The sequence below is a fragment of the Stenotrophomonas sp. MYb57 genome (genome assembly GCF_002966815.1).
Lineage (GTDB): Bacteria > Pseudomonadota > Gammaproteobacteria > Xanthomonadales > Xanthomonadaceae > Stenotrophomonas > Stenotrophomonas indicatrix.
In genome coordinates, this window is the sequence record NZ_CP023271.1 from 1,035,049 (window position 1) to 1,053,149 (window position 18,101).

At 66.5% G+C, this 18,101-nt stretch carries 20 protein-coding genes and 1 tRNA gene; 12 read left to right on the top strand and 9 right to left on the bottom strand.

The window, feature by feature from the left end:
• Positions 1 to 50: 50 nt before the first annotated feature.
• The 11 genes from CLM74_RS04715 to CLM74_RS04765 all read left to right on the top strand — a co-directional run bounded on the left by CLM74_RS04715 (position 51) and on the right by CLM74_RS04765 (position 9,451).
• Positions 51 to 833 (top strand): hypothetical protein, encoded by a 783-nt coding sequence (locus CLM74_RS04715; RefSeq protein ID WP_032977357.1) that lies wholly within the window; start codon positions 51 to 53, stop codon positions 831 to 833.
• A 166-nt stretch (positions 834 to 999) separates the two neighbouring features.
• Positions 1,000 to 1,944: an ACP S-malonyltransferase gene (fabD, locus tag CLM74_RS04720; RefSeq protein WP_105163530.1), complete on the top strand. Its 945-nt coding sequence runs from the start codon at positions 1,000 to 1,002 to the stop codon at positions 1,942 to 1,944.
• An 82-nt stretch (positions 1,945 to 2,026) separates the two neighbouring features.
• A complete protein-coding gene (fabG, locus tag CLM74_RS04725; protein WP_025874078.1) occupies positions 2,027 to 2,770 on the top strand; it encodes a 3-oxoacyl-ACP reductase FabG in 744 nt (247 codons plus the stop codon).
• 152 nt (positions 2,771 to 2,922) lie between these two features.
• Positions 2,923 to 3,162 carry an acyl carrier protein gene (acpP, locus tag CLM74_RS04730; protein ID WP_025874077.1) on the top strand — a complete coding sequence of 80 codons (240 nt, stop codon included), beginning with the start codon at positions 2,923 to 2,925 and terminating at the stop codon, positions 3,160 to 3,162.
• 145 nt (positions 3,163 to 3,307) lie between these two features.
• The gene (gene fabF / locus CLM74_RS04735) at positions 3,308 to 4,570 is read left to right on the top strand and encodes a beta-ketoacyl-ACP synthase II (protein ID WP_025874076.1); all 1,263 of its coding nucleotides are present in this window, start codon (positions 3,308 to 3,310) and stop codon (positions 4,568 to 4,570) included.
• A 92-nt stretch (positions 4,571 to 4,662) separates the two neighbouring features.
• Positions 4,663 to 6,027 carry an aminodeoxychorismate synthase component I gene (locus CLM74_RS04740; RefSeq protein ID WP_105163531.1) on the top strand — a complete coding sequence of 455 codons (1,365 nt, stop codon included), beginning with the start codon at positions 4,663 to 4,665 and terminating at the stop codon, positions 6,025 to 6,027.
• A 208-nt stretch (positions 6,028 to 6,235) separates the two neighbouring features.
• A complete protein-coding gene (mltG, locus tag CLM74_RS04745; protein WP_105163532.1) occupies positions 6,236 to 7,297 on the top strand; it encodes an endolytic transglycosylase MltG in 1,062 nt (353 codons plus the stop codon).
• Positions 7,294 to 7,959: a dTMP kinase gene (gene tmk, locus CLM74_RS04750; RefSeq protein ID WP_032977350.1), complete on the top strand. Its 666-nt coding sequence runs from the start codon at positions 7,294 to 7,296 to the stop codon at positions 7,957 to 7,959. The genes mltG and tmk overlap by 4 nt, the downstream gene beginning before the upstream one ends.
• A complete protein-coding gene (locus tag CLM74_RS04755; RefSeq protein WP_105163533.1) occupies positions 7,956 to 8,912 on the top strand; it encodes a DNA polymerase III subunit delta' in 957 nt (318 codons plus the stop codon). Before tmk ends, CLM74_RS04755 begins: the two co-directional genes overlap by 4 nt.
• On the top strand, positions 8,909 to 9,262 hold the full coding sequence (locus tag CLM74_RS04760) for a PilZ domain-containing protein (protein WP_025874071.1): 354 nt from the start codon (positions 8,909 to 8,911) through the stop codon (positions 9,260 to 9,262). Before CLM74_RS04755 ends, CLM74_RS04760 begins: the two co-directional genes overlap by 4 nt.
• 114 nt (positions 9,263 to 9,376) lie before the next feature.
• Positions 9,377 to 9,451, top strand: a tRNA-Val gene (locus CLM74_RS04765).
• A 54-nt stretch (positions 9,452 to 9,505) separates the two neighbouring features.
• Here CLM74_RS04765 and CLM74_RS04770 read toward each other — a convergent pair.
• On the bottom strand, positions 9,506 to 9,934 hold the full coding sequence (locus tag CLM74_RS04770; protein ID WP_105163534.1) for a hypothetical protein: 429 nt from the start codon (positions 9,932 to 9,934) through the stop codon (positions 9,506 to 9,508).
• A gap of 560 nt (positions 9,935 to 10,494) precedes the next feature.
• Here CLM74_RS04770 and CLM74_RS04775 point away from each other — a divergent pair.
• The gene (locus CLM74_RS04775; RefSeq protein ID WP_105163535.1) at positions 10,495 to 10,875 is read left to right on the top strand and encodes a tautomerase family protein; all 381 of its coding nucleotides are present in this window, start codon (positions 10,495 to 10,497) and stop codon (positions 10,873 to 10,875) included.
• Between the two features lie 82 nt (positions 10,876 to 10,957).
• Here CLM74_RS04775 and CLM74_RS04780 read toward each other — a convergent pair whose 3' ends face one another.
• The 8 genes from CLM74_RS04780 to CLM74_RS04815 all read right to left on the bottom strand — a co-directional run bounded on the left by CLM74_RS04780 (position 10,958) and on the right by CLM74_RS04815 (position 18,101).
• Entirely contained in the window at positions 10,958 to 12,031 is a 1,074-nt protein-coding gene (locus CLM74_RS04780) for a contractile injection system protein, VgrG/Pvc8 family (RefSeq protein ID WP_105163536.1), read from the bottom strand.
• A complete protein-coding gene (locus CLM74_RS04785) occupies positions 12,022 to 12,237 on the bottom strand; it encodes a tail protein X (protein WP_099842002.1) in 216 nt (71 codons plus the stop codon). The genes CLM74_RS04780 and CLM74_RS04785 overlap by 10 nt, the downstream gene beginning before the upstream one ends.
• Positions 12,221 to 12,688 carry a phage tail protein gene (locus CLM74_RS04790; RefSeq protein ID WP_105163537.1) on the bottom strand — a complete coding sequence of 156 codons (468 nt, stop codon included), beginning with the start codon at positions 12,686 to 12,688 and terminating at the stop codon, positions 12,221 to 12,223. The genes CLM74_RS04785 and CLM74_RS04790 overlap by 17 nt, the downstream gene beginning before the upstream one ends.
• Positions 12,689 to 12,690: 2 nt before the next feature.
• Complete coding sequence (locus CLM74_RS04795) at positions 12,691 to 15,063, bottom strand: phage tail tape measure protein (RefSeq protein WP_234003420.1); 2,373 nt, start codon at positions 15,061 to 15,063, stop codon at positions 12,691 to 12,693.
• Positions 15,064 to 15,252: 189 nt separating this feature from the next.
• Positions 15,253 to 15,543, bottom strand: a complete 291-nt coding sequence (locus CLM74_RS04800) for a phage tail assembly protein (RefSeq protein ID WP_093817500.1) — start codon at positions 15,541 to 15,543, stop codon at positions 15,253 to 15,255.
• An 83-nt stretch (positions 15,544 to 15,626) separates the two neighbouring features.
• Positions 15,627 to 16,130 (bottom strand): phage major tail tube protein, encoded by a 504-nt coding sequence (locus tag CLM74_RS04805; protein ID WP_093817501.1) that lies wholly within the window; start codon positions 16,128 to 16,130, stop codon positions 15,627 to 15,629.
• Between the two features lie 2 nt (positions 16,131 to 16,132).
• A complete protein-coding gene (locus CLM74_RS04810; protein ID WP_105163539.1) occupies positions 16,133 to 17,335 on the bottom strand; it encodes a phage tail sheath C-terminal domain-containing protein in 1,203 nt (400 codons plus the stop codon).
• Positions 17,336 to 17,441: 106 nt separating this feature from the next.
• Positions 17,442 to 18,101 carry a hypothetical protein gene (locus CLM74_RS04815; RefSeq protein WP_105163540.1) on the bottom strand — a complete coding sequence of 220 codons (660 nt, stop codon included), beginning with the start codon at positions 18,099 to 18,101 and terminating at the stop codon, positions 17,442 to 17,444.

The following is an 18,101-nucleotide window of genomic DNA, read 5'->3' on the forward strand; positions in this document are numbered from 1 at the left end:
AACCGTCGTTACGGCCCCTCTGGGGCCGTAATGCGTTAAAGGAGACTGTCATGGTTGAGCCCATCGTCATCGAAGGGCAGCGCGCCTGGCTGAAGCAGTACGGCGAAGGAAGCCGAGCAGTGGCCCTGGGCCTGCTCAATTTTGTTGCCCGCCGGTTCCATCTCGATGCCCTGCGCCCGCCGCCGCACCGCGGTGGCGACGCCGCGCGCGAAACCGAGGCCCGCCGGCTGGCGGAACTGCAGGCGCAGGGCGTGAACGTGCCCGCGGTGATCGGCAGCGGCCATGCCGCGCTAGTGATCGGCGACAACGGCAGCTCGTTCAATACCTGCCTGCGCGAAGCCGACGATGCAGGCCGCGATCGCCTCGTGGCCGCGGCAATGCAGGCCATTGCCGAAGCACACGCACGTGGCGCCTATTTCGGCCAGCCGTTGCCGCGCAACCTCACCTGGGATGGCCAGAACGTCGGTTTCATCGACTTCGAAGAAGATCCGCTGGAAGTCATGGATCTGGCCGAAGCGCAGGCGCGTGACTGGCTGATGTTCGGCTACGGCGTGGCCAAGTACTACGCTGACCGCCCCGAAAGCCTGCAGGCGATGATGGCCGAGGCGATGAACGGGGTGCAGGCACCGGTACGCGCGCATGTGCACGCCGTCAGCGGCCGTCTGCAGCGCCTGGCGCGGGTGTGCATGAAGCTGGGGCGCTCGGCGCGTGCGCTGGCCCACTCCATCTTCATCACCCACGGTGCCACCACGCTGGGCCTGCTGATGGTGGTCGGCCTGTGCATGGACTGGTTTGCCGACGGCGAGCTCGACATCCTGCAGCTGCTCTGCTGATCGCGGTCCGCCGGGCATGGCCCGGCGCTACCGGTAGCGCCGGGCCATGCCCGGCGGACCCCGTATCGCGGCACTGTCCATACGCCGTGCATACGCGCACGTACAGACGACACGGCATGTTCCCCCTTATCATGGCCCGCTTCGATTGCAACAAGCGGATGACCGCGTGACCGTATCCACCCTCGCTTTTGTCTTCCCCGGTCAGGGCTCGCAGTCTGTGGGCATGCTGGCCGAGCTGGCCGAACTGCACCCGCAGGTGCGTGAGGCCTTCACCGAGGCATCCGATGGTGCCGGCGTTGACCTGTGGGCGTTGTCCCAGGGCGGCCCGGAGGAAATGCTCAACCGTACCGAATACACCCAGCCTGCCCTGCTGGCCGCCAGCATCGGCGCGTGGCGCGCCTGGAGCGCCGTGGGCGGTCCGCGTCCGTCGGTTCTGGCGGGGCACAGCCTGGGTGAGTACACCGCCCTGGTCGCCGCTGGCGCCCTCAGCCTGCACGACGGTGCGCACCTGGTGCGCCTGCGCGGCCAGCTGATGCAGGACGCCGCTCCCGCAGGTGTCGGCGCCATGGCCGCCGTGCTCGGCGCTGAAGACCAGCTGGTGCTGGACGTCTGCGCAGAAGCTGCCGGCAGCCAAGTGGTCGTTCCGGCCAACTTCAACTCGCCGGGCCAGATCGTGATCGGCGGCGACGCTGCCGCGGTCGACCGCGCGCTGGCGCTGCTGGCCGAGAAGGGCGTGCGCAAGGCGGTCAAGCTGGCCGTCAGCGTGCCCTCGCACACCCCGCTGATGCGCGAAGCCGCCAACCGTCTGGCCGAAGTGATGGCCGGCCTGTCCTGGCAGCTGCCGCAGCTGCCGGTGGTGCAGAACGTCGACGCCAAGGTGCACGACGGTGTGGACGCGATCCGCGCCGCGCTGGTGCAGCAGCTGTACCAGCCCGTGCAGTGGACCGGCTGCGTGCAGGCGCTGGCCGCCCGTGGCGTCACCCGGATCGCCGAATGCGGCCCGGGCAAGGTGCTGACCGGTCTGGTCAAGCGCATCGACAAGGCCATCGACGGCCGTTCCCTGGCCACCCCGGGCGACTTCGAAACCGCCCGCGAGACGTGGTCGGCCTGATTGCCCCTGTTCCTGCCGACCGTGCCGGTGGCCGCTGCAAGCGGCGCGGGTGCGGCGGCCGCCCCAGCCTGAGGAAAACATCATGAGCAAGCCCCTGCAGGGTGAAATCGCACTGGTTACCGGTGCCAGCCGTGGCATTGGTGCCGCCATCGCCGATCTGCTGGCCGCCCAGGGCGCCACCGTCATCGGCACCGCCACCACCGATTCCGGCGCCGCCGCGATCGGCGAGCGCCTGGCTGCCCACGGCGGTCACGGCCGCGCGCTGAACGTCACCGACGCCGCTGCGCTCGATGCCGTGCTTGACGGTATCGCCAAGGAATTCGGCCCGATCTCGATCCTGGTCAACAACGCCGGGATCACCCGCGACAACCTGCTGATGCGCATGAAGGAAGATGATTGGGCGTCGATCATCGACACCAACCTGACCAGCGTGTTCCGTACCAGCAAGGCCGTCATGCGCGGCATGATGAAGGCGCGCAAGGGCCGCATCATCAACATCGCCTCGGTGGTGGGGGTGACCGGCAACGCCGGCCAGGCCAACTATGCCGCCGCCAAGGCCGGCATCATCGGTTTCTCCAAGTCGCTGGCCAAGGAAATCGGCTCGCGCGGGGTCACCGTCAACGTGGTCGCGCCGGGCTTCATCGACACCGACATGACCAAGGCGCTGCCGGAAGAAGCGCGTACCGCGCTGATCGGCGACATCGCCCTCGAACGCCTGGGTTCGCCGGAGGACATCGCCCATGCGGTGGCCTTCCTGGCCAGCCCGGCTGCCGGCTACATCACCGGCGAAACTCTCCATGTGAACGGCGGCATGTACATGCCGTAAGCAAGGGGCGCAGGGATCGCGCCGCAAGTGGTTGATCTGCGAGGATTTTTGCTGCAATGCAAGGTCACGCCGGTTTCCACTACACTATCCCACGGCCATCGCCTTTGATGGCGACCACTTTTGAACCACTACTCCATCTGGAGCGATATCCCATGAGCACCATCGAAGAACGCGTCAAGAAAATCGTCATCGAACAGCTTGGCGTCAAGGAAGAAGAAGTCACCAACAGCGCATCGTTCGTCGATGACCTGGGCGCTGACTCGCTGGACACCGTCGAGCTGGTGATGGCGCTGGAAGAAGAATTCGAGTGCGAGATCCCGGACGAAGAAGCCGAGAAGATCAGCACCGTGCAGGCTGCGATCACCTACATCACGGCCCACGTCAAGGCCTGATGCAGGACGTCAGTGCGCGTGCGGGCGTTGAGTCCGGCGCGCACGACACCCCATGGGGCCGCTGTTTGCGGCCCCGTGTGTTTGCGCACCACACCGAAGTAAACCGCGTTACCCGCAAAGAACGTTCGGGTCAGGAGAATCAGCAATGAAGCGTCGCGTCGTCGTAACCGGCCTGGGTATGGTCTCGCCGTTGGGCAATGATCTGGCCAGCAGCTGGGAAGGCATCACCCACGGTCGTTCGGGCATCGGTCCGCTGACCAACGTTTCTGATGCCTACCTGGAGCGGTTCACCACCAAGATCGCAGGTGAGGTCAAAGGCTTTGACATCACCGCCGACAACGAACTGTTCGGCAAGTACCGGGTCAGTGGCAAGGATGCCAAGAAGATGGACCCGTTCATCCATTACGGCCTCGGTGCCGCGTTCATGGCCCTGCATGATTCGGGCCTGGAGATCACCGACGCCAATGCCGACCGCATCGGCGCCATCGTTGGCGCTGGCATCGGCGGCCTGCTCGGCATCGAAGAGCAGACCATCGAATTCCACGAAGGGAAGAAGATCTCTCCCTTCTACGTGCCCAAGACCATCATCAACATGCTGCCGGGCCAGCTGAGCATCATCAGCGGCCTGAAGGGCCCGTCGTTCTCGGCGGTCTCGGCGTGCGCCACCTCCAACCATTCCATCGGCACCGCCATGCGCATGATCCAGTACGGCGATGCGGACGTGATGGTGGCCGGCGGTGCAGAGCGCGGCTCCTCGCCGACGGCGCTGGGCGGCTTCTGCGCGATGAAGGCGATGAGCACCCGCAACGATGCTCCGGAACAGGCCTCGCGCCCGTGGGACAAGGACCGTGACGGCTTCGTGCTGGGCGACGGCGCCGGCATCCTGATCCTGGAAGAGTACGAGCACGCCAAGGCGCGTGGCGCGAAGATCTATTGCGAGCTGGCCGGTTTCGGCGCCAGCTCCGACGCGTACCACATGACCGCGCCGAGCGAGAACGGCGAAGGCGCTGCGCGCTGCATGACCATGGCCATGAAGGACGCCGGTGTCACCCCGGAACAGGTCGGCTACCTCAACGCACATGGCACCTCGACCCCGCTGGGCGACCTCGGTGAGACCATGGCGATGAAGACCGCCTTCGGCGACCACGCCTACAAGATGATGGTCAGCTCCACCAAGTCGATGACCGGCCACCTGCTCGGCGCTGCCGGCGGCGTGGAAGCGATCTTCTCGGTGCTGGCAATGCGTGACAACGTGATTCCGCCGACCATCAACCTGCAGCAGCCGGGCGAAGGCTGCGACCTGGACTACGTGCCCAACGAAGCACGCCAGGCCAAGGTCGACGTGGTGATGTCGAATGGTTTTGGTTTCGGCGGCACCAACGGCACGCTGATCTTCAAGCGCGTCTGATCGCACCTGTAGGGTCGAGCCATGCTCGGCTCCGCCAACCACGAGGCCGCCGCAAGGCGGCTTCCGTGTATCCGTCTCCCGAACTGGCTGCCATGACCCACGCCCCGCTGATCCACCCGCTGCCGCACCCGATCGACCTGCTGGCCCTGCAGCAGCGCGACCCGGCGCGTTTCCCGCTGCTGATGGAGTCCACCGCCTCGGGCACTGCGCAGGGCCGCTGGAGCCTGCTGCTGGCCGCGCAGGGCGACACCCTGCAGCTGGACGCCGATGGCCAGGTGCGCGACCAGCACGGCGCGGTGCAGCCCGGCAGCTTCCTGCAGGCGCTGGACCACGCATGGCAGGCACAGCGATTGCCGCACGACGGCGGCCACGCGCTGCCGTTCCGCGGTGGCTGGGCGCTGATGCTCGATTACGAAGTGGCCAGCCAGGTCGAACCGGTGCTGCCGGCGCGCGCGCGCGATGACGGCCGGCCGACCGCACTTGCCCTGCGCTGCCCGGCCGCCGTGCTGCATGACCACCAGGCCGACGCCAGCGTCCTCATTGCCGAAGCGGGCGAGCAAGCGCTGCTGGACTCGCTGGTCGCGCTGGTAGCGGGTGAACTGCCGCCGGCCGGGCAGGGCTGGCAGCCGCCGCAGTCGGTCAGCGAAGACGAGCCGCAGCGCTTCACCGAGGGTGTGCGCCGAGTGATCGACTACCTGCGCGCCGGCGACGTGTTCCAGGTGAACCTGTCGCGGCGCTGGAGCGCGCACTTCGCAGCGCCGGTCAGCCCGCAGGCGCTGTACGCGCAGCTGCGGCGGGCCAATCCGGCGCCGTTTGCCGGCCTGTTCAGTGCGCACGGCCGGCATGTGGTCAGCTCGTCGCCGGAACGGCTGGTGTCGGTGCATGGCGGCCACGCGCAGACCCGCCCGATCGCCGGTACCCGTCCGCGCTTCGAGGGCGACGACGATGCCGCGCGCATCCAGGAACTGGTCGGCCATCCCAAGGAGCGCGCCGAGCACGTGATGCTGATCGACCTGGAGCGCAACGATCTGGGCCGCATCTGCCTGCCCGGCACGGTCGTGGTGGACGAGCTGATGACCGTGGAAAGCTACGCCCACGTGCACCACATCGTCAGCAACGTCAGCGGCCAGCTGCGCGCGGACGTCACCCCGGGCGAGGTGATCGCCGCGACCTTCCCCGGCGGCACCATCACCGGCTGCCCGAAGGTGCGCTGCATGCAGATCATCAGCGAACTGGAGCAGGTGCCACGCGGCGCGTACACCGGTGCGTTCGGCTGGCTGAACCGCGATGGCGACCTGGACCTGAACATCCTGATCCGCACCGCAGAAGTGGACGGCAACGAGGTCAGCTTCCGCACCGGAGCCGGCATCGTGGTCGATTCGGACCCGGACAAGGAACTGGACGAAACCCGGGCCAAGGCCCGCGGCCTGCTGCGGGCGCTGGGGCAGCAGGGCTGATCGATTGCCGCCGCCGGGCATGGCTTGTGGGTGCCGACCGTTGGTCGGCACGGATGCCCCCATGGCCGTTCATCCACGCATGGCGTGGATCTACTGGAGATGGCGGGTGGGTGCCGACCGTTGCTCGGCACGGACGCGTGCCCCCGGTCATGACCCCGCCCCACCGGCACGGTATCCTGCACGACGGAATCGAGTTCAGAGGTAGTCCATGGCGGGAGCCAAGCGCGGGTGTCTGTTGGTGGTAACGCTGCTGCTGGTGCTGGCCGCCATCGTGGCCGGCGCGGGCGCGTGGTTCTTCTACAAGCAGAGCCAGTTTGCCGACGTGCCGTTGACCCCCAGTGCGGACAGCGTGGTCATCGCCAGCGGCGATGGCATGAACAGCGTGCTGCGCAAGCTGCGCGAGGCCGGCGTGGACGAGGGCCAGGACACCCAGTGGCAGCTGCTGGCCCGCCAGCTGGACGCCGCCGGCAAGCTGAAGGTGGGCGAGTACGCACTGAGCAAGGACCTGACTCCGCGCGAGCTGCTGCTGCGCATGCGCGCGGGCAAGGTGCTGCAGCACCGCGTCACCATCATCGAAGGCTGGAACATCCGCCAGCTGCGCGCCGCGCTCAAGCGTGCCGATCCGCTGCTGCACACCACCGACACCCTCGATGACGCAGCACTGATGGACCGCCTCGGTTTCGCCGGCCAGCATCCGGAAGGCCGGTTCCTGCCGGAAACCTACGTCTACCAGCGCGGCGACAGCGACCTGGACGTGCTCAAGCGTGCCCACGGCGCGATGGAGAAGGCGCTGGACGAGGCCTGGGAAAGCCGCGCCCCGGATCTGCCGATCAATACGCCCTACGAGCTGCTGACGCTGGCGTCGATCATCGAAAAGGAAACCGCGCTGGCCAGCGAGCGACCGCAGATTGCCGGCGTGTTCATGCGCCGCCTGAAGATCGGCATGCGCCTGCAGACCGATCCGACCGTGATCTACGGCATCGGCGCGGCGTACGACGGCAACATCCGCCGCCGCGACCTGACCACCGATACGCCCTACAACACCTACACCCGCTCTGGCCTGACCCCGACCCCGATCGCCATGCCCAGCCGCGATGCGCTGATGGCCGCTGCACAACCGGCACCGGGCGATGCGCTGTACTTCGTCGCGGTGGGCGATGGCAGTGGCGCACACGTGTTCTCGCCCAGCCTGGACAAACACAACGCCGCCGTAGCCCGCTACCTGCAGAAGCTGCGCCAGCAACGCACCCAGGAGACTCCGGCGCAATGAGTTCCGCGCTGCTTCGCCATCCCCGTTTCGTCAGCCTGGAAGGCGGCGAGGGCGCGGGCAAGACCACCGCCATCAACGCCATCCGCGAGTGCCTGCGGCGCCACGGCCATGAGGTCGTGTTGACCCGCGAGCCCGGTGGCACGCCGCTGGCCGAGCGCATCCGCGGCCTGGTGCTGAAGCCCGATGCCGAGATTGCTGCCGAGCCGCTCAGTGCCGAGGCTGAGCTGCTGCTGGTGTTCGCCGCGCGCGCGCAGCATGTGCGCCAGGTGATCCAGCCGGCGCTGCAGCGCGGCGCCTACGTGCTCAGCGATCGTTTCACCGATTCCAGCTATGCCTACCAGGGCGGTGGCCGCGGCCTCGACCCGCAGTGGATCGCCGACCTGGAGCGCCGCGCCGTGGGCCTGCTGCCCGGCTTGACCCTGTTGTTGGATGTGGACGTGGCCGTCGGCCGTGCGCGTGCCAATGGCCGCGACCTGTGGCCGGACCGCATCGAAAGCGAGCAGGACGATTTCTTCCAGCGCGTGCGCGAAGTGTTCCGCGGCCGCGCACAGCAGGACCCGCAGCGTTTCGCGCTGGTTGATGCAGGCCAGGTGCAGGAGCGCGTGGCCGCCGATGTGGTTGCACGTGTCGAGCGCTGGCTGCAGCAAGGGGAGGGCGCATGAGTACGTTCTCGCCCTGGCAGCAGCGCGCGTTCGACCAGACCGTGGCCGCACTGGATGCAGATCGGCTGGGCCATGGCCTGCTGATCTGTGGCCCGGCCGGGCTGGGCAAGCGCGAAGTGGCCCTGGCGCTGGCCGACCACGTGCTGGCACGCGGGGATGCCTCGCATGCCACCCGCACCCGGCAGCTGATTGCCGCCGGCACGCATCCCGACCTGCAGCTGATCAGCTTCATTCCGAACAAGAGTGGCGACAAGCTGCGCACCGAGATCGTGATCGAGCAGGTGCGCGAGATCAGCAACAAGCTGGCGCTGACCCCGCAGTATGGCGTGGCGCAGGTGGTGATCGTCGACCCGGCCGATGCCATCAACCGTTCGGCCGCCAATGCGCTGCTGAAGACCTTGGAAGAACCGCAACCCGGGCGTTACCTGTGGTTGATCAGCAGCGACCCGGCGCGCCTGCCGCAGACCGTGCGCAGCCGCTGCCAGCGCCTGGAATTCAAGCTGCCGCCGCGCGAGGAAGCGCTGGCCTGGCTGCAGCAGCAGGGCCACAGCGACGCGGCCGCGCATGAGGCACTGGATGCAGCACGCGGCCATCCCGGGCAGGCCGACAACTGGCTGCGCGAAGATGGCCTGAGCCTGCGTCGCGAGGTCGGCCGCGAGCTGGAACAGCTGGCCGCCGGCAAGACCGGCGCAGTGGAGCTGGCGCAGAAGTGGTGCGCCGATGACAACGCGGCGCTGCGCCTGCGCTTCGCTGCCGACCTGGCGTTGGCCCAGGCCAGCACCGATGCCTTGACCACGCCGGAGCGATTGCACAAGCTTGCAGCCTGGTTCGATGCGGCCAACCGCACCCGAGACCTGCTGCGCACCACCGTGCGCGCAGACCTTGCGGTGGTCGAGTTGCTGCTGGCCTGGAACAAGGTGAACGAGCGGCCTGCCGCAAGGGGAAATCGATGAGTGCCAGCAACGCCCGCCAGGGCATCCTGTCCCTGGCAGTGAAGGACAAGGCCGCGCTGTACAGCGCGTACATGCCGTTCGTGAAGAATGGCGGCATCTTCGTGCCCACGCCCAAGCGTTATTTCCTGGGCGATGAGGTATTCCTGCTGCTGACCCTGCCCGATTCCAGCGAGCGCCTGCCGGTGGCCGGCAAGGTGATCTGGGTGACCCCGGCCGGTGCGCAGGGCAACCGCACCGCCGGCATCGGCGTGCAGCTGGCAGATGGCCAGGAAGGCGAGACGGTGCGCCACAAGATCGAAACGATCCTGGCCGGCCTGACCGGTTCGGACAAGCCGACGCATACGATGTGATTCCGGTAGCGCCGGGCCATGCCCGGCGGCCCCTGGAAACGCGCGTGAACACGAATGTGAAAACTGTTGACGGTCTCTGAAAAGCCCCTATAATGAGCGGCTCAGCAACACACCGGGCGGTTAGCTCAGCGGTAGAGCATTGCCTTCACACGGCAAGGGTCACAGGTTCGATCCCTGTACCGCCCACCATGTTGCAGAACGAAAAAAGCCTCCAGCGATGGGGGCTTTTTTGTTGCCCGCGATTTACCCGGGCTTGTTTGCCACCGCTGTGATCGCATCGCCGAGACCTGTCTGCGCGGCATGCGCGATCTGGCGCGCGGCCAGCAGCAGACCATTTCGATGGAAGTCGCCGATCTGCCCGTCGGTATTTCCGTCCACGCGTGCGCGCTCTGCCGCGTGCAGAAGATCGAGTACGGCGGTCAGTGCGGACAGTGAACGGCCGAGGGAGGCGGGGGTCTGTGCGTTGAGCATCTGCGTGGTGCGCGGCTGGCCGTCTTCGCCCTCTCCCCTGCGGATCGCATCCAGGAAGGTGAAGAACATCGGCTGCGCGGGAGGGAACTGCTGCTCCTTCAGTGCGCACTCGATCTCGCGTGCGAGGTCTTCGGGAACGTTGCTGGCGATGTCGCCGATCAGAGCGTGCAGGCGCGGAATGAGGACGGTGTTGTTGGTCATGGTGGAACCCTCACTGGCATAGGGCCACCTTCCAAAGAGAGGGTGGCGGACGGTGCGGGTTGGCGTGCCAAGGCAGAAAAGCTCACTGGGAGAAAAGGCCTGGCGGATCCTGCGATCCCCACACACCGCCCGCCATTGAAGGCAGTCGGTGCATTCTCATTGCTGCGATAGAAATCGCAGCATCCAGTGAGCCTGTTCGTTTATTCGAGACGCCAATCCCGGCCAAGGCAACCTGCCTCGGCCCGGCGATCATCGAGTCGAACAATCACACTGGTCTGTAAGGAAATTTCGCAACAGCACCCGGGCGTACCGCGTGTTCCCCGATCTGTGCGGGACAGCACCCGCACGCCGCGCAGCGCATCACTGATGGCGTCATCCACCGACCGCGCTGACCCTGCGCCTGGGGGCACCCTGCATGCACGAACGTGGCGATCACGTCACTCCGCGCGGCGCATGCCATCGATGGAAGCAGAGGGTTCCATCCGTGCGCTGTCCCGCCGGCCTCGGCGGGCGTAATCTCGGCCCATTGCCGCGCCCCCTCCCATCCCTGGAGTGCCACCATGCCGCTCGCCCGTATCGATCTTCGCAAAGGTAAATCCGTCGAGTACCGCCAGCGTGTCGGCGAAGCGATCTACCAGGCCATGCGCTCCGTCGGCGTGCCGGAAAACGATCGCTTCCAGATCTTCCAGGAGCACGACGCCGGCACGCTGGTGTACGACCCGGGTTACCTGGGCATCGCTCGCACCGATGATTTCATCTGCATCCAGATCACCTGGAACGATGGGCGCACGCTGGAGCAGAAGAAGGCGTTGTATGCCGGTATTGCCGATGGCCTGCACGCGGCGGTGGGTATCCGCCGCGAGGACGTGTTCATCAACCTGGTGGAAGTGAAGCGGGAGAACTGGTCGTTCGGTAATGGGGTGGCGCAGTACGTGAGTTGATGCGCGAAGAGCATCCACGCGTGGCGTGGATCTACTGCGAGCAGGGCAGGGGCTGGGAGGCCAATTCGCGCTTGGCGTGGATCTACACTTCGCTGCCCACCTGCGGGGTCTGCTTGACCGCTGCGCTGCTGGCCGCCTTCACGGCTTCGGCACTGTTGGGCTGCTCGCACTCGATACTGGTGCGATAGCCGTCGCTGCCGATGCTGTGCTCGGCGCGCTTGACCAGCCACTCGCCATCCACGCCATCGCGAAAGCCCTGCATGATCACCGTGGCCTCGGCCATCAGCGTCTCGCGGCCTGGAAGGCTGTAGCTCAGCGTACGCGTCTGCCGCGCCTGCTCGCGGTGCTTGGCGCGCGCTGCGGCTTCGGCGGTTTCGCGGTCGGCATAGGCCATGCGCAGGCGCACGATCGGCTCGCCGCTACCCACCTTCACTTCCTGGCGCTGCGCGCCACGCACATCGCGGTAGTAGGCGATGGTGGTGCCGGCATCGTCGCGGGCGGCGATGGTGACGCGGTAGCTGCTGCCATCGGCCGGCGTGAGGGTCACCTCCGGAATGCGCTCGCCACTGGCGGTGGTCGATTCGCCACGTTTGACCAGCATCAGCCGGCCGCCGCCCGGTTTGGCGATGGCGTCGTGCTGTTTGGCCAAGCGCAGCAGCAGGTTCATGTCCGACTCCTGCGATTGCACCGTCAGCGGCAGCACGATGGATGCCAGCGACGCACTTACCGCAGCGGTCAGGCCGTGTTCGGCGGCCATCCGCTTGACCATGTCGCCAATCGTCGTGCCTTTTTTCCACGTGCGCGTTTTCTGCGTCTGCAGATCGTTCTTGCCGCCTTTGCTGGTTTCAAACGGCGCGGCACGTGCGCGCAGGGTCATGCTGCCCGGATAGCCTGAAATCTCCACCTCGTCGCAGACGTACAGGCCCATGCGCCGCACTTCGCCGTCGTAGCCGATGAAGGCCTCCAGCTCCGCGCCCACCGGCGGCAGCTGGATCGGATCGTTCGGATCGTGATCGGCCAGCTGCAGCTCCAACGTGTCCGAGCTGTTGCCGGTCTCGTCGGTGATGCGCAGTGACTTGAAGCGCGACATGATCTTGTCGGTGATGTCCTGGCTGTTGGCCACCACGCGGAACGCAGGTGCGATGTTCAATCCCACAGCGATACTCCCTTGCGTTCCTTGGCGGGGCGCTGCACGTCCGGCAGGACAATCGCCACGCCAGCCGTGAGCACCGGGCCGCGCGCGGCCAGGCCGGGGTTGGCATCGAACACCGCGCGCAGGATCGCCGGCGATTGTTCGCCATAGTGCGCGTAGGCAACGCGGTCGACGACATCGCCATCGCGGGTGTTATACGTTCGTGCCATCGCTGTGCTTCCGGAGAGTGAGTGTGAAGTCCTGCTTCTGGATCTGGCTGTCGACGGTGAATTCGCTGGAGGTGACGTCGATTTTCTCGATGACCCACAGACCCAGGTTGCCGCCCTTGCCGGTCAGCAGACGCTGCGGTTTTCCCTGGCTGGCCAGCTTGCGCAGTTGCGACATCTCGTTGCCAGCGCCACGGAACAGCGGGTAGACAACGCCTGGCAGTGTCATTGTGGCCGAGCCCGGGCCGGTGTACTGCAGTGCAGGCATCTGCCCGACGCGATCCTGGGCCTGCCAGCGGAAATCGTTGGACTGCTGGATCTGCTGGAATACGGCCGTGTTGAGGCTGAACTTGAAGCCGCCCAGCATCAGCAGCACCGGCGCGTTGCCGGAATCATTGCCCTTGAATTGCGACAGCAGCTTGTCCACTGCGCCGGTTACGAACTCGCGCTTCATGCTTAGTTCCTGTCTCCCAGGGTGGCGCGGGCCTGCACGGCCTGCTGGTGCTGCAGCGCGTTGGCGGTACGCCGTGCCAGCGCCTCGCTGGATTCACCCGGTTGCTGGTGGATGGTGATGTTGTTGGTCTGTTGCTGCTGCACCGTGGTGGAGGTGCGTGCGGTGGCAGAGGAGGGCATCGGCGGTGCGGCGCGGCCTTGGGACGGCGCGGGCAATCCAGGTGCGCGGCGGTCCACGACGGCGCTGTGCAAACCGCCCACGGCAAGACGCACGGGTGGCATCGCGACCTTGCCATCCCTCACGGCGGCGTAGCCGGCGGCTGCGCCGTGGGCCACACCCACTGCCATACGCGCACCATCCACTGCTTTATCTTTGGCCATGCCCAGGGCGCTACCGACCTTGTCCATCACTCCGCCGACGAAGTTCATCAGCGGAGCCAGCTCGGCCATGATGTAGCCGATCGCCGCCGTTGCCTTTTCGGAGATCCAATCCCATACGCCGCCCAACGTGACGGAGATGAATCCAGCGACCGTACCGATGACATCACCGAGGAGGGAGATGGCTTCAACCACAACCCCGACTACCTGGATGACCAGACGGAAGTTGGCCAGCAACGCCGTGCCCACCAGCGAACCGATCTCCGCTACGCGCGAAAGTTCGTTGCCGGTGTACTGCGCGGGAGCCAGCATTTTGGAGAGCCAGTCCCATGCCTGGCCCAGCAGCCCGCCGACCGCTTCCCATGCCGGGCGCAGCGGCTCGACGGCGCGCATCAGTTCGCCCATGGCGGCGGTTCCTGCGCCGCTGAGGCCATCCCAGACGCCGCCGAGGAAGGCCTTGATCGGCTCCCAGTACTTGCGCACCAGCAGTGCGCCGGCGGTGATGGCGGCGATGGCGATGGCGATCGGACCGCCGCCGATGGCACCGACGGCGGTGGCGACCACGCGGAACCCCGATGCCAGGCGCATTGCCGTCGGACCGAACTGCCCCATCTGCGCCAGCAGACTGCCGCCGCGGAACAGCTCGAAGGCCTTCTGCACCGCCAGGATCGGGCCCTGCAGGAACGTCCACGCATAGCGCACGCCGAGTACTGCAGTGCGCATGCCCATCAGGCCGACCACGACCTGGGTGGTATTAGCGATCAGCTTCGGGTTTTCCTGCACGAACGACGCAACGCCGTTCAGCAGTTCGGTCAGCTTCACCGCCGCCTCACCCACGGCCGGCAGCAGCGCGGCACCGAAGGCCTTGGACAGGTTGTCGACGGCGATCTTCGCGCCTTCGATCTTTTCCGGGTCGGTCTGCAGCTTGGCCGCAAAGCCGCTGTCGGTGGTGCCCGCCGAGCTGTTGAGCGCCTTGTCGCGGATGCGGACGTACTCATCCCAGTTCTGGATCATCGGACGCACGAAGTTCTGCGCCTGTGCATCGCCGAACAGCTTGCCGATCTTCGCCTGGTCACCGGCGGTGGCCTGGATGATGGCCTGCATCGCCGCGTCGAACGGATTGCCACCGCTGCTCTGCGCTTCGCTGATGATCCTGCGCAGGTCCAGCTTGAAGCCTTTCTTGGCACGGGCCTGCAGGTCGGGCGAGAGGATGCTGGCCATGAAGCGTTGCATGTTGCCGGCCGCTTCGTCGGCACCACCGGCTCCTTGCCGGGCGACATCCAGCGCAGCGCCCATGGTGGCGGCGGCCGCGTTGCCGTGCATCTGCAGCGACTGGAATGCGCCGCCGAGCACCGGCAGTGCACCGGCCATGTCCTTCAGGCCCAGGCCACCGTTCCTGCCTGCCACCACCAGCACATCAAGCGCCGATTGCAGGCCGGCCGGATTGATCTTCAGTGCCTGCTGCAGTCCCGATGCGGCCAACGTGACATCGTCGATGCTCTCGCCGGTAGCGGTGGTGGTGCGGCCGATTGCACCCAGGCTGGACTGCGCGGTCTGCGCATCCAGGCCTGCGGCGACCAGCTGGCTGACTGCGCGCTGCAGCTCGCCCGCGCCCCGGTGGGTGCGGCTGGATTCGGCAAGGATGGTCTGGCCCAGCGCAGCGACCTGGGCGCGGGTCAGGTTGGCGGCGTTGCCGATGGCCTGGTTCTCGCGCGCGAAGCCGGCGGCATTCTCCACCGGTTTGGCCAGCGTGGTGATGGCGCTGCCGAGCATGCCGCGCGCATCGCCAAACGCCGAGCCCAGCTTTTCGCGCTTCTCAAGATTCGCCGTGCGCTTGTCTTCGATCCGCTGCAACGCTTCCTGGGAAGCGCGCAACGCATCGGCCTCGGCACGCATGCGGGCGAACTGGTTGCTCGACCTGCCCATGACATTGAGCTTGCGCTCGAGCTTGTCGGCCTCATCGCCAAGGCGCTTCAGGCCATCGTTGCTGAAGGACAATGCGTCCTGCAACGACCGGGAAACCGAGCCGCCGATCGTGATCGTTGTCGTTTGAACGTTACTCGCCATGTACCGGCAATCCCTGTATCCACCAGATGAACTTCGACACCCGCAGCGTCATGATTTCGCGCAGGCCCCAGCCGGTGTGGCCGGCCAGGGCGAGCGCTCCCTGCCTGATCTGCGGCAGGGTCAGGTGGTAAAAAGCGCGACGCCGGCCTGCAGGCGGGCGTAGTCGCGCAGCGGCATCCTGCGCACGTCATCCGGCGCGATCTCGCACAGGTTGGCGATCATGCGCACTTCGCGCTGGGCATCGGTGCCCTTGTCGTCCTGGTAGCGCTCCATGTCTTCCACGGTCGGTTCGCGCATGCGCAGCACGGCGGTGTCCACGCCGTTGACCTGGCGCGGGCGGGAGAGGGTGATTTCGGCATAGCCGTCGCGTTCGATGACGGTGTCGGCGGTGGTCTTGGTCTTGCTGGACATGGCTGTGTTCCCGGATGTCGATGGAGTTGCGGTGGATCCGGGGGCGCTGTGCGCCCCCGTGTACGTCGAAGCGGTGCCGGGAATCAGATGCCCAGGGCGCCGCGGATGCCGGCCAGTGCGTCCACGCCGCCCTGGCGGGCGATCATGTTGGTCACGTCGATCTCCTGCACGACCTGCACGCCATGGGTCAGCTTGTAGTAGCTCAGTGCCAGGGAGACCTTGACCGTGCCCTTTTCGCCGACCTTGGTTTCGCCGCGGTCGAGGGTCTTCACCTTGCCGCGCATGTTGTGCACGACCGAAGTGACCGAGCCATCATCGGCTTCCAGCGCCTCGCGGGCGGTGAAGCCGTACTCCTTGCTCTCGATGACGTGGAACTTGGACATGATCTCCGCGTCATCGGAGGCGAAGGTGACCTCGGCGGTCAGCTTGTCGTGGCCGAGCACGATCTCCGTCGGGGCGAGCATGCCGCCGGCCTGGAAGTCCTCGGTCTTCAGCGACAGCTTGGGGGCGGTGAAGGACATTACGCTGCCGGCAAAGCCCTTGCCGTCGACGTAGAAGTTGAAGTTCTTGCGGATCTTGCGCGCCATGCTTAGAAGATCTCCGAGACGTAGTTGTTGTTCATGTGCATGCGGAAGGTCAGCTGCTCACCCGGGTAGGTCGGGGTGAAGTCGAAGTCCCAGTAGAAGCGGCCATCGGCCACGCTGTCGGCTGCGTTCAGTTCCGGGTCGATCCAGCAGTTGCCGCCGAGGATCGCGCCCTGCGTCTTCAGGCCGCGCAGGAAGGCGTTGACACCCTCGCGCACGTCATCGACGTAGGTCTTGCTGATGCCGCGGTCGACGGCCCACAGGTGGGCAGCCTCCAGGCTGTCGGCGATGATGTCGGCGGTGCGTACCACGCACAGGAACTGCCATTTCGGATCGATGCTGGCGGTGCGGTTGCCCCACAGGCGGAAGCCACCTTCGCGGATGATGGTCGCCACGTTGGCCTGGTTCAGCAGGTTGGCGCGGCTGGTCGCATCGGACAGGCCGAAGTCGATCGCACGCGCAGTGCCGACGATGCCGTACAGCTCCTGGTTGGACGGAGATGCCCACCAGCCGCGTTCGTTGTCGCTGCGGGCGATGGCACCGGCCACGGCACCGGAGGCGTAACGGCTGACGATCGCTTCACCCTGCTGCACCAGCACGGCCGGATCGACCACGTAGACACGCTTGGAACCGGTCAGTGCGGTGGTGGTCTTGGCTGCATCGTCGTTGCTGTTCGGGCCATCCTTGATGATGATCGCGCGCAGCTTGTCGGCGATGGCGAGCAGCTCGACCACGACCGGGTTGGCCAGCACGGTGTCCGGACTGGCCGGATCGGCCGGGTGCAGGTGGGTGAAGCCCGGGGCGACCAGGATGCGCGGCTTCACGCCGACGATGGACTTGGCGGCGAGCAGTGCATGCACGCCGGAGTACGCGCCGGTCTGTGCGTTCACGCCGCCGAGCACGTTGGCCTGGGTGGCACTTTCATTGGCGCCGTTCTCGACGCGGATCACGACCACGACGGCCGACGACTGGTCGAAGATCGCATCCAGTGCGCCGGGCAGGGTGCCGGCTTCGGTGCCGGTCTTGGCCGACAGTTTGGCGGCCTGCGAGGGCGAGGTCACCAGGACAGGCGTGTTGATGGGGAAAGCGTCGGCGTCGGCCAGCGGCGCAGTGCCGACGATGCCGATGACGCTGGTGGATGCAACGGCGATCGAGCGCGCACCGGTGTCGATGTTGACGACCTGTACGCCGTGGAGAAATTCGGTCATTCGGAGAGGTTCCTCGGTGTGGTGGTGTGCCTGCAGATGCAGGCGACGGGTATATGTTCGGAAAATGCGGCCGCCGCGATAATTGCAGCGGTGGCCCGGTGATCGATCAGACCCAGCCGGAGGCGCTGACGCTGGCGCTGAAGCTGGAGACCTGCGGGCTGCCGCCGGCACGACGCAGGTGGACGTTGATGCTGGTGGAGGCACTTTCAAAACTGGTGGACCTGGCCGGCACACTGACGGACACGCCTGCAGACTGCGAAGACGCCAACGAGGCGAACGACGGTGCACTGTTGCTGAAGTACGCCGCTCCCTGGTTGCTCACGCTGAACTGCACGTCGTACTCGGACGCACTGGCGCCGGCCGGAAGCCAGCGGCCGGAGGCAACGACGGTGTTGCTGTTGTTGCCGCCACCGGTGACGCTTCGACGGATGCTGTAGTTGCCATCGGACAGCATGTCGATCGAGATCGATGCCGATGCCGAGCCGCTCGAGTTGGTCTTGGCGCTGTTGCCTGCCGAATAGCCCTGGCCATGGAACGGCAGGCGATAGCTGGCGCTGCCACGCGCCGCCCACAGGTTCGATACGTCCATGCCGCCAACGCGATAACCCACGTCACCACGTTTGCTGCCGTACTGGATGTGGGCGTAGCGACGGCTGAGGTCGGTGCCGCCCACGCGCAGGCCGCAATCCTGCGCGGTGGGACCTTCCACGTAGGGATCGAACAGGTCGTCGAAATCAACACCCGCCGAGCGATATCCGCTGGCCAT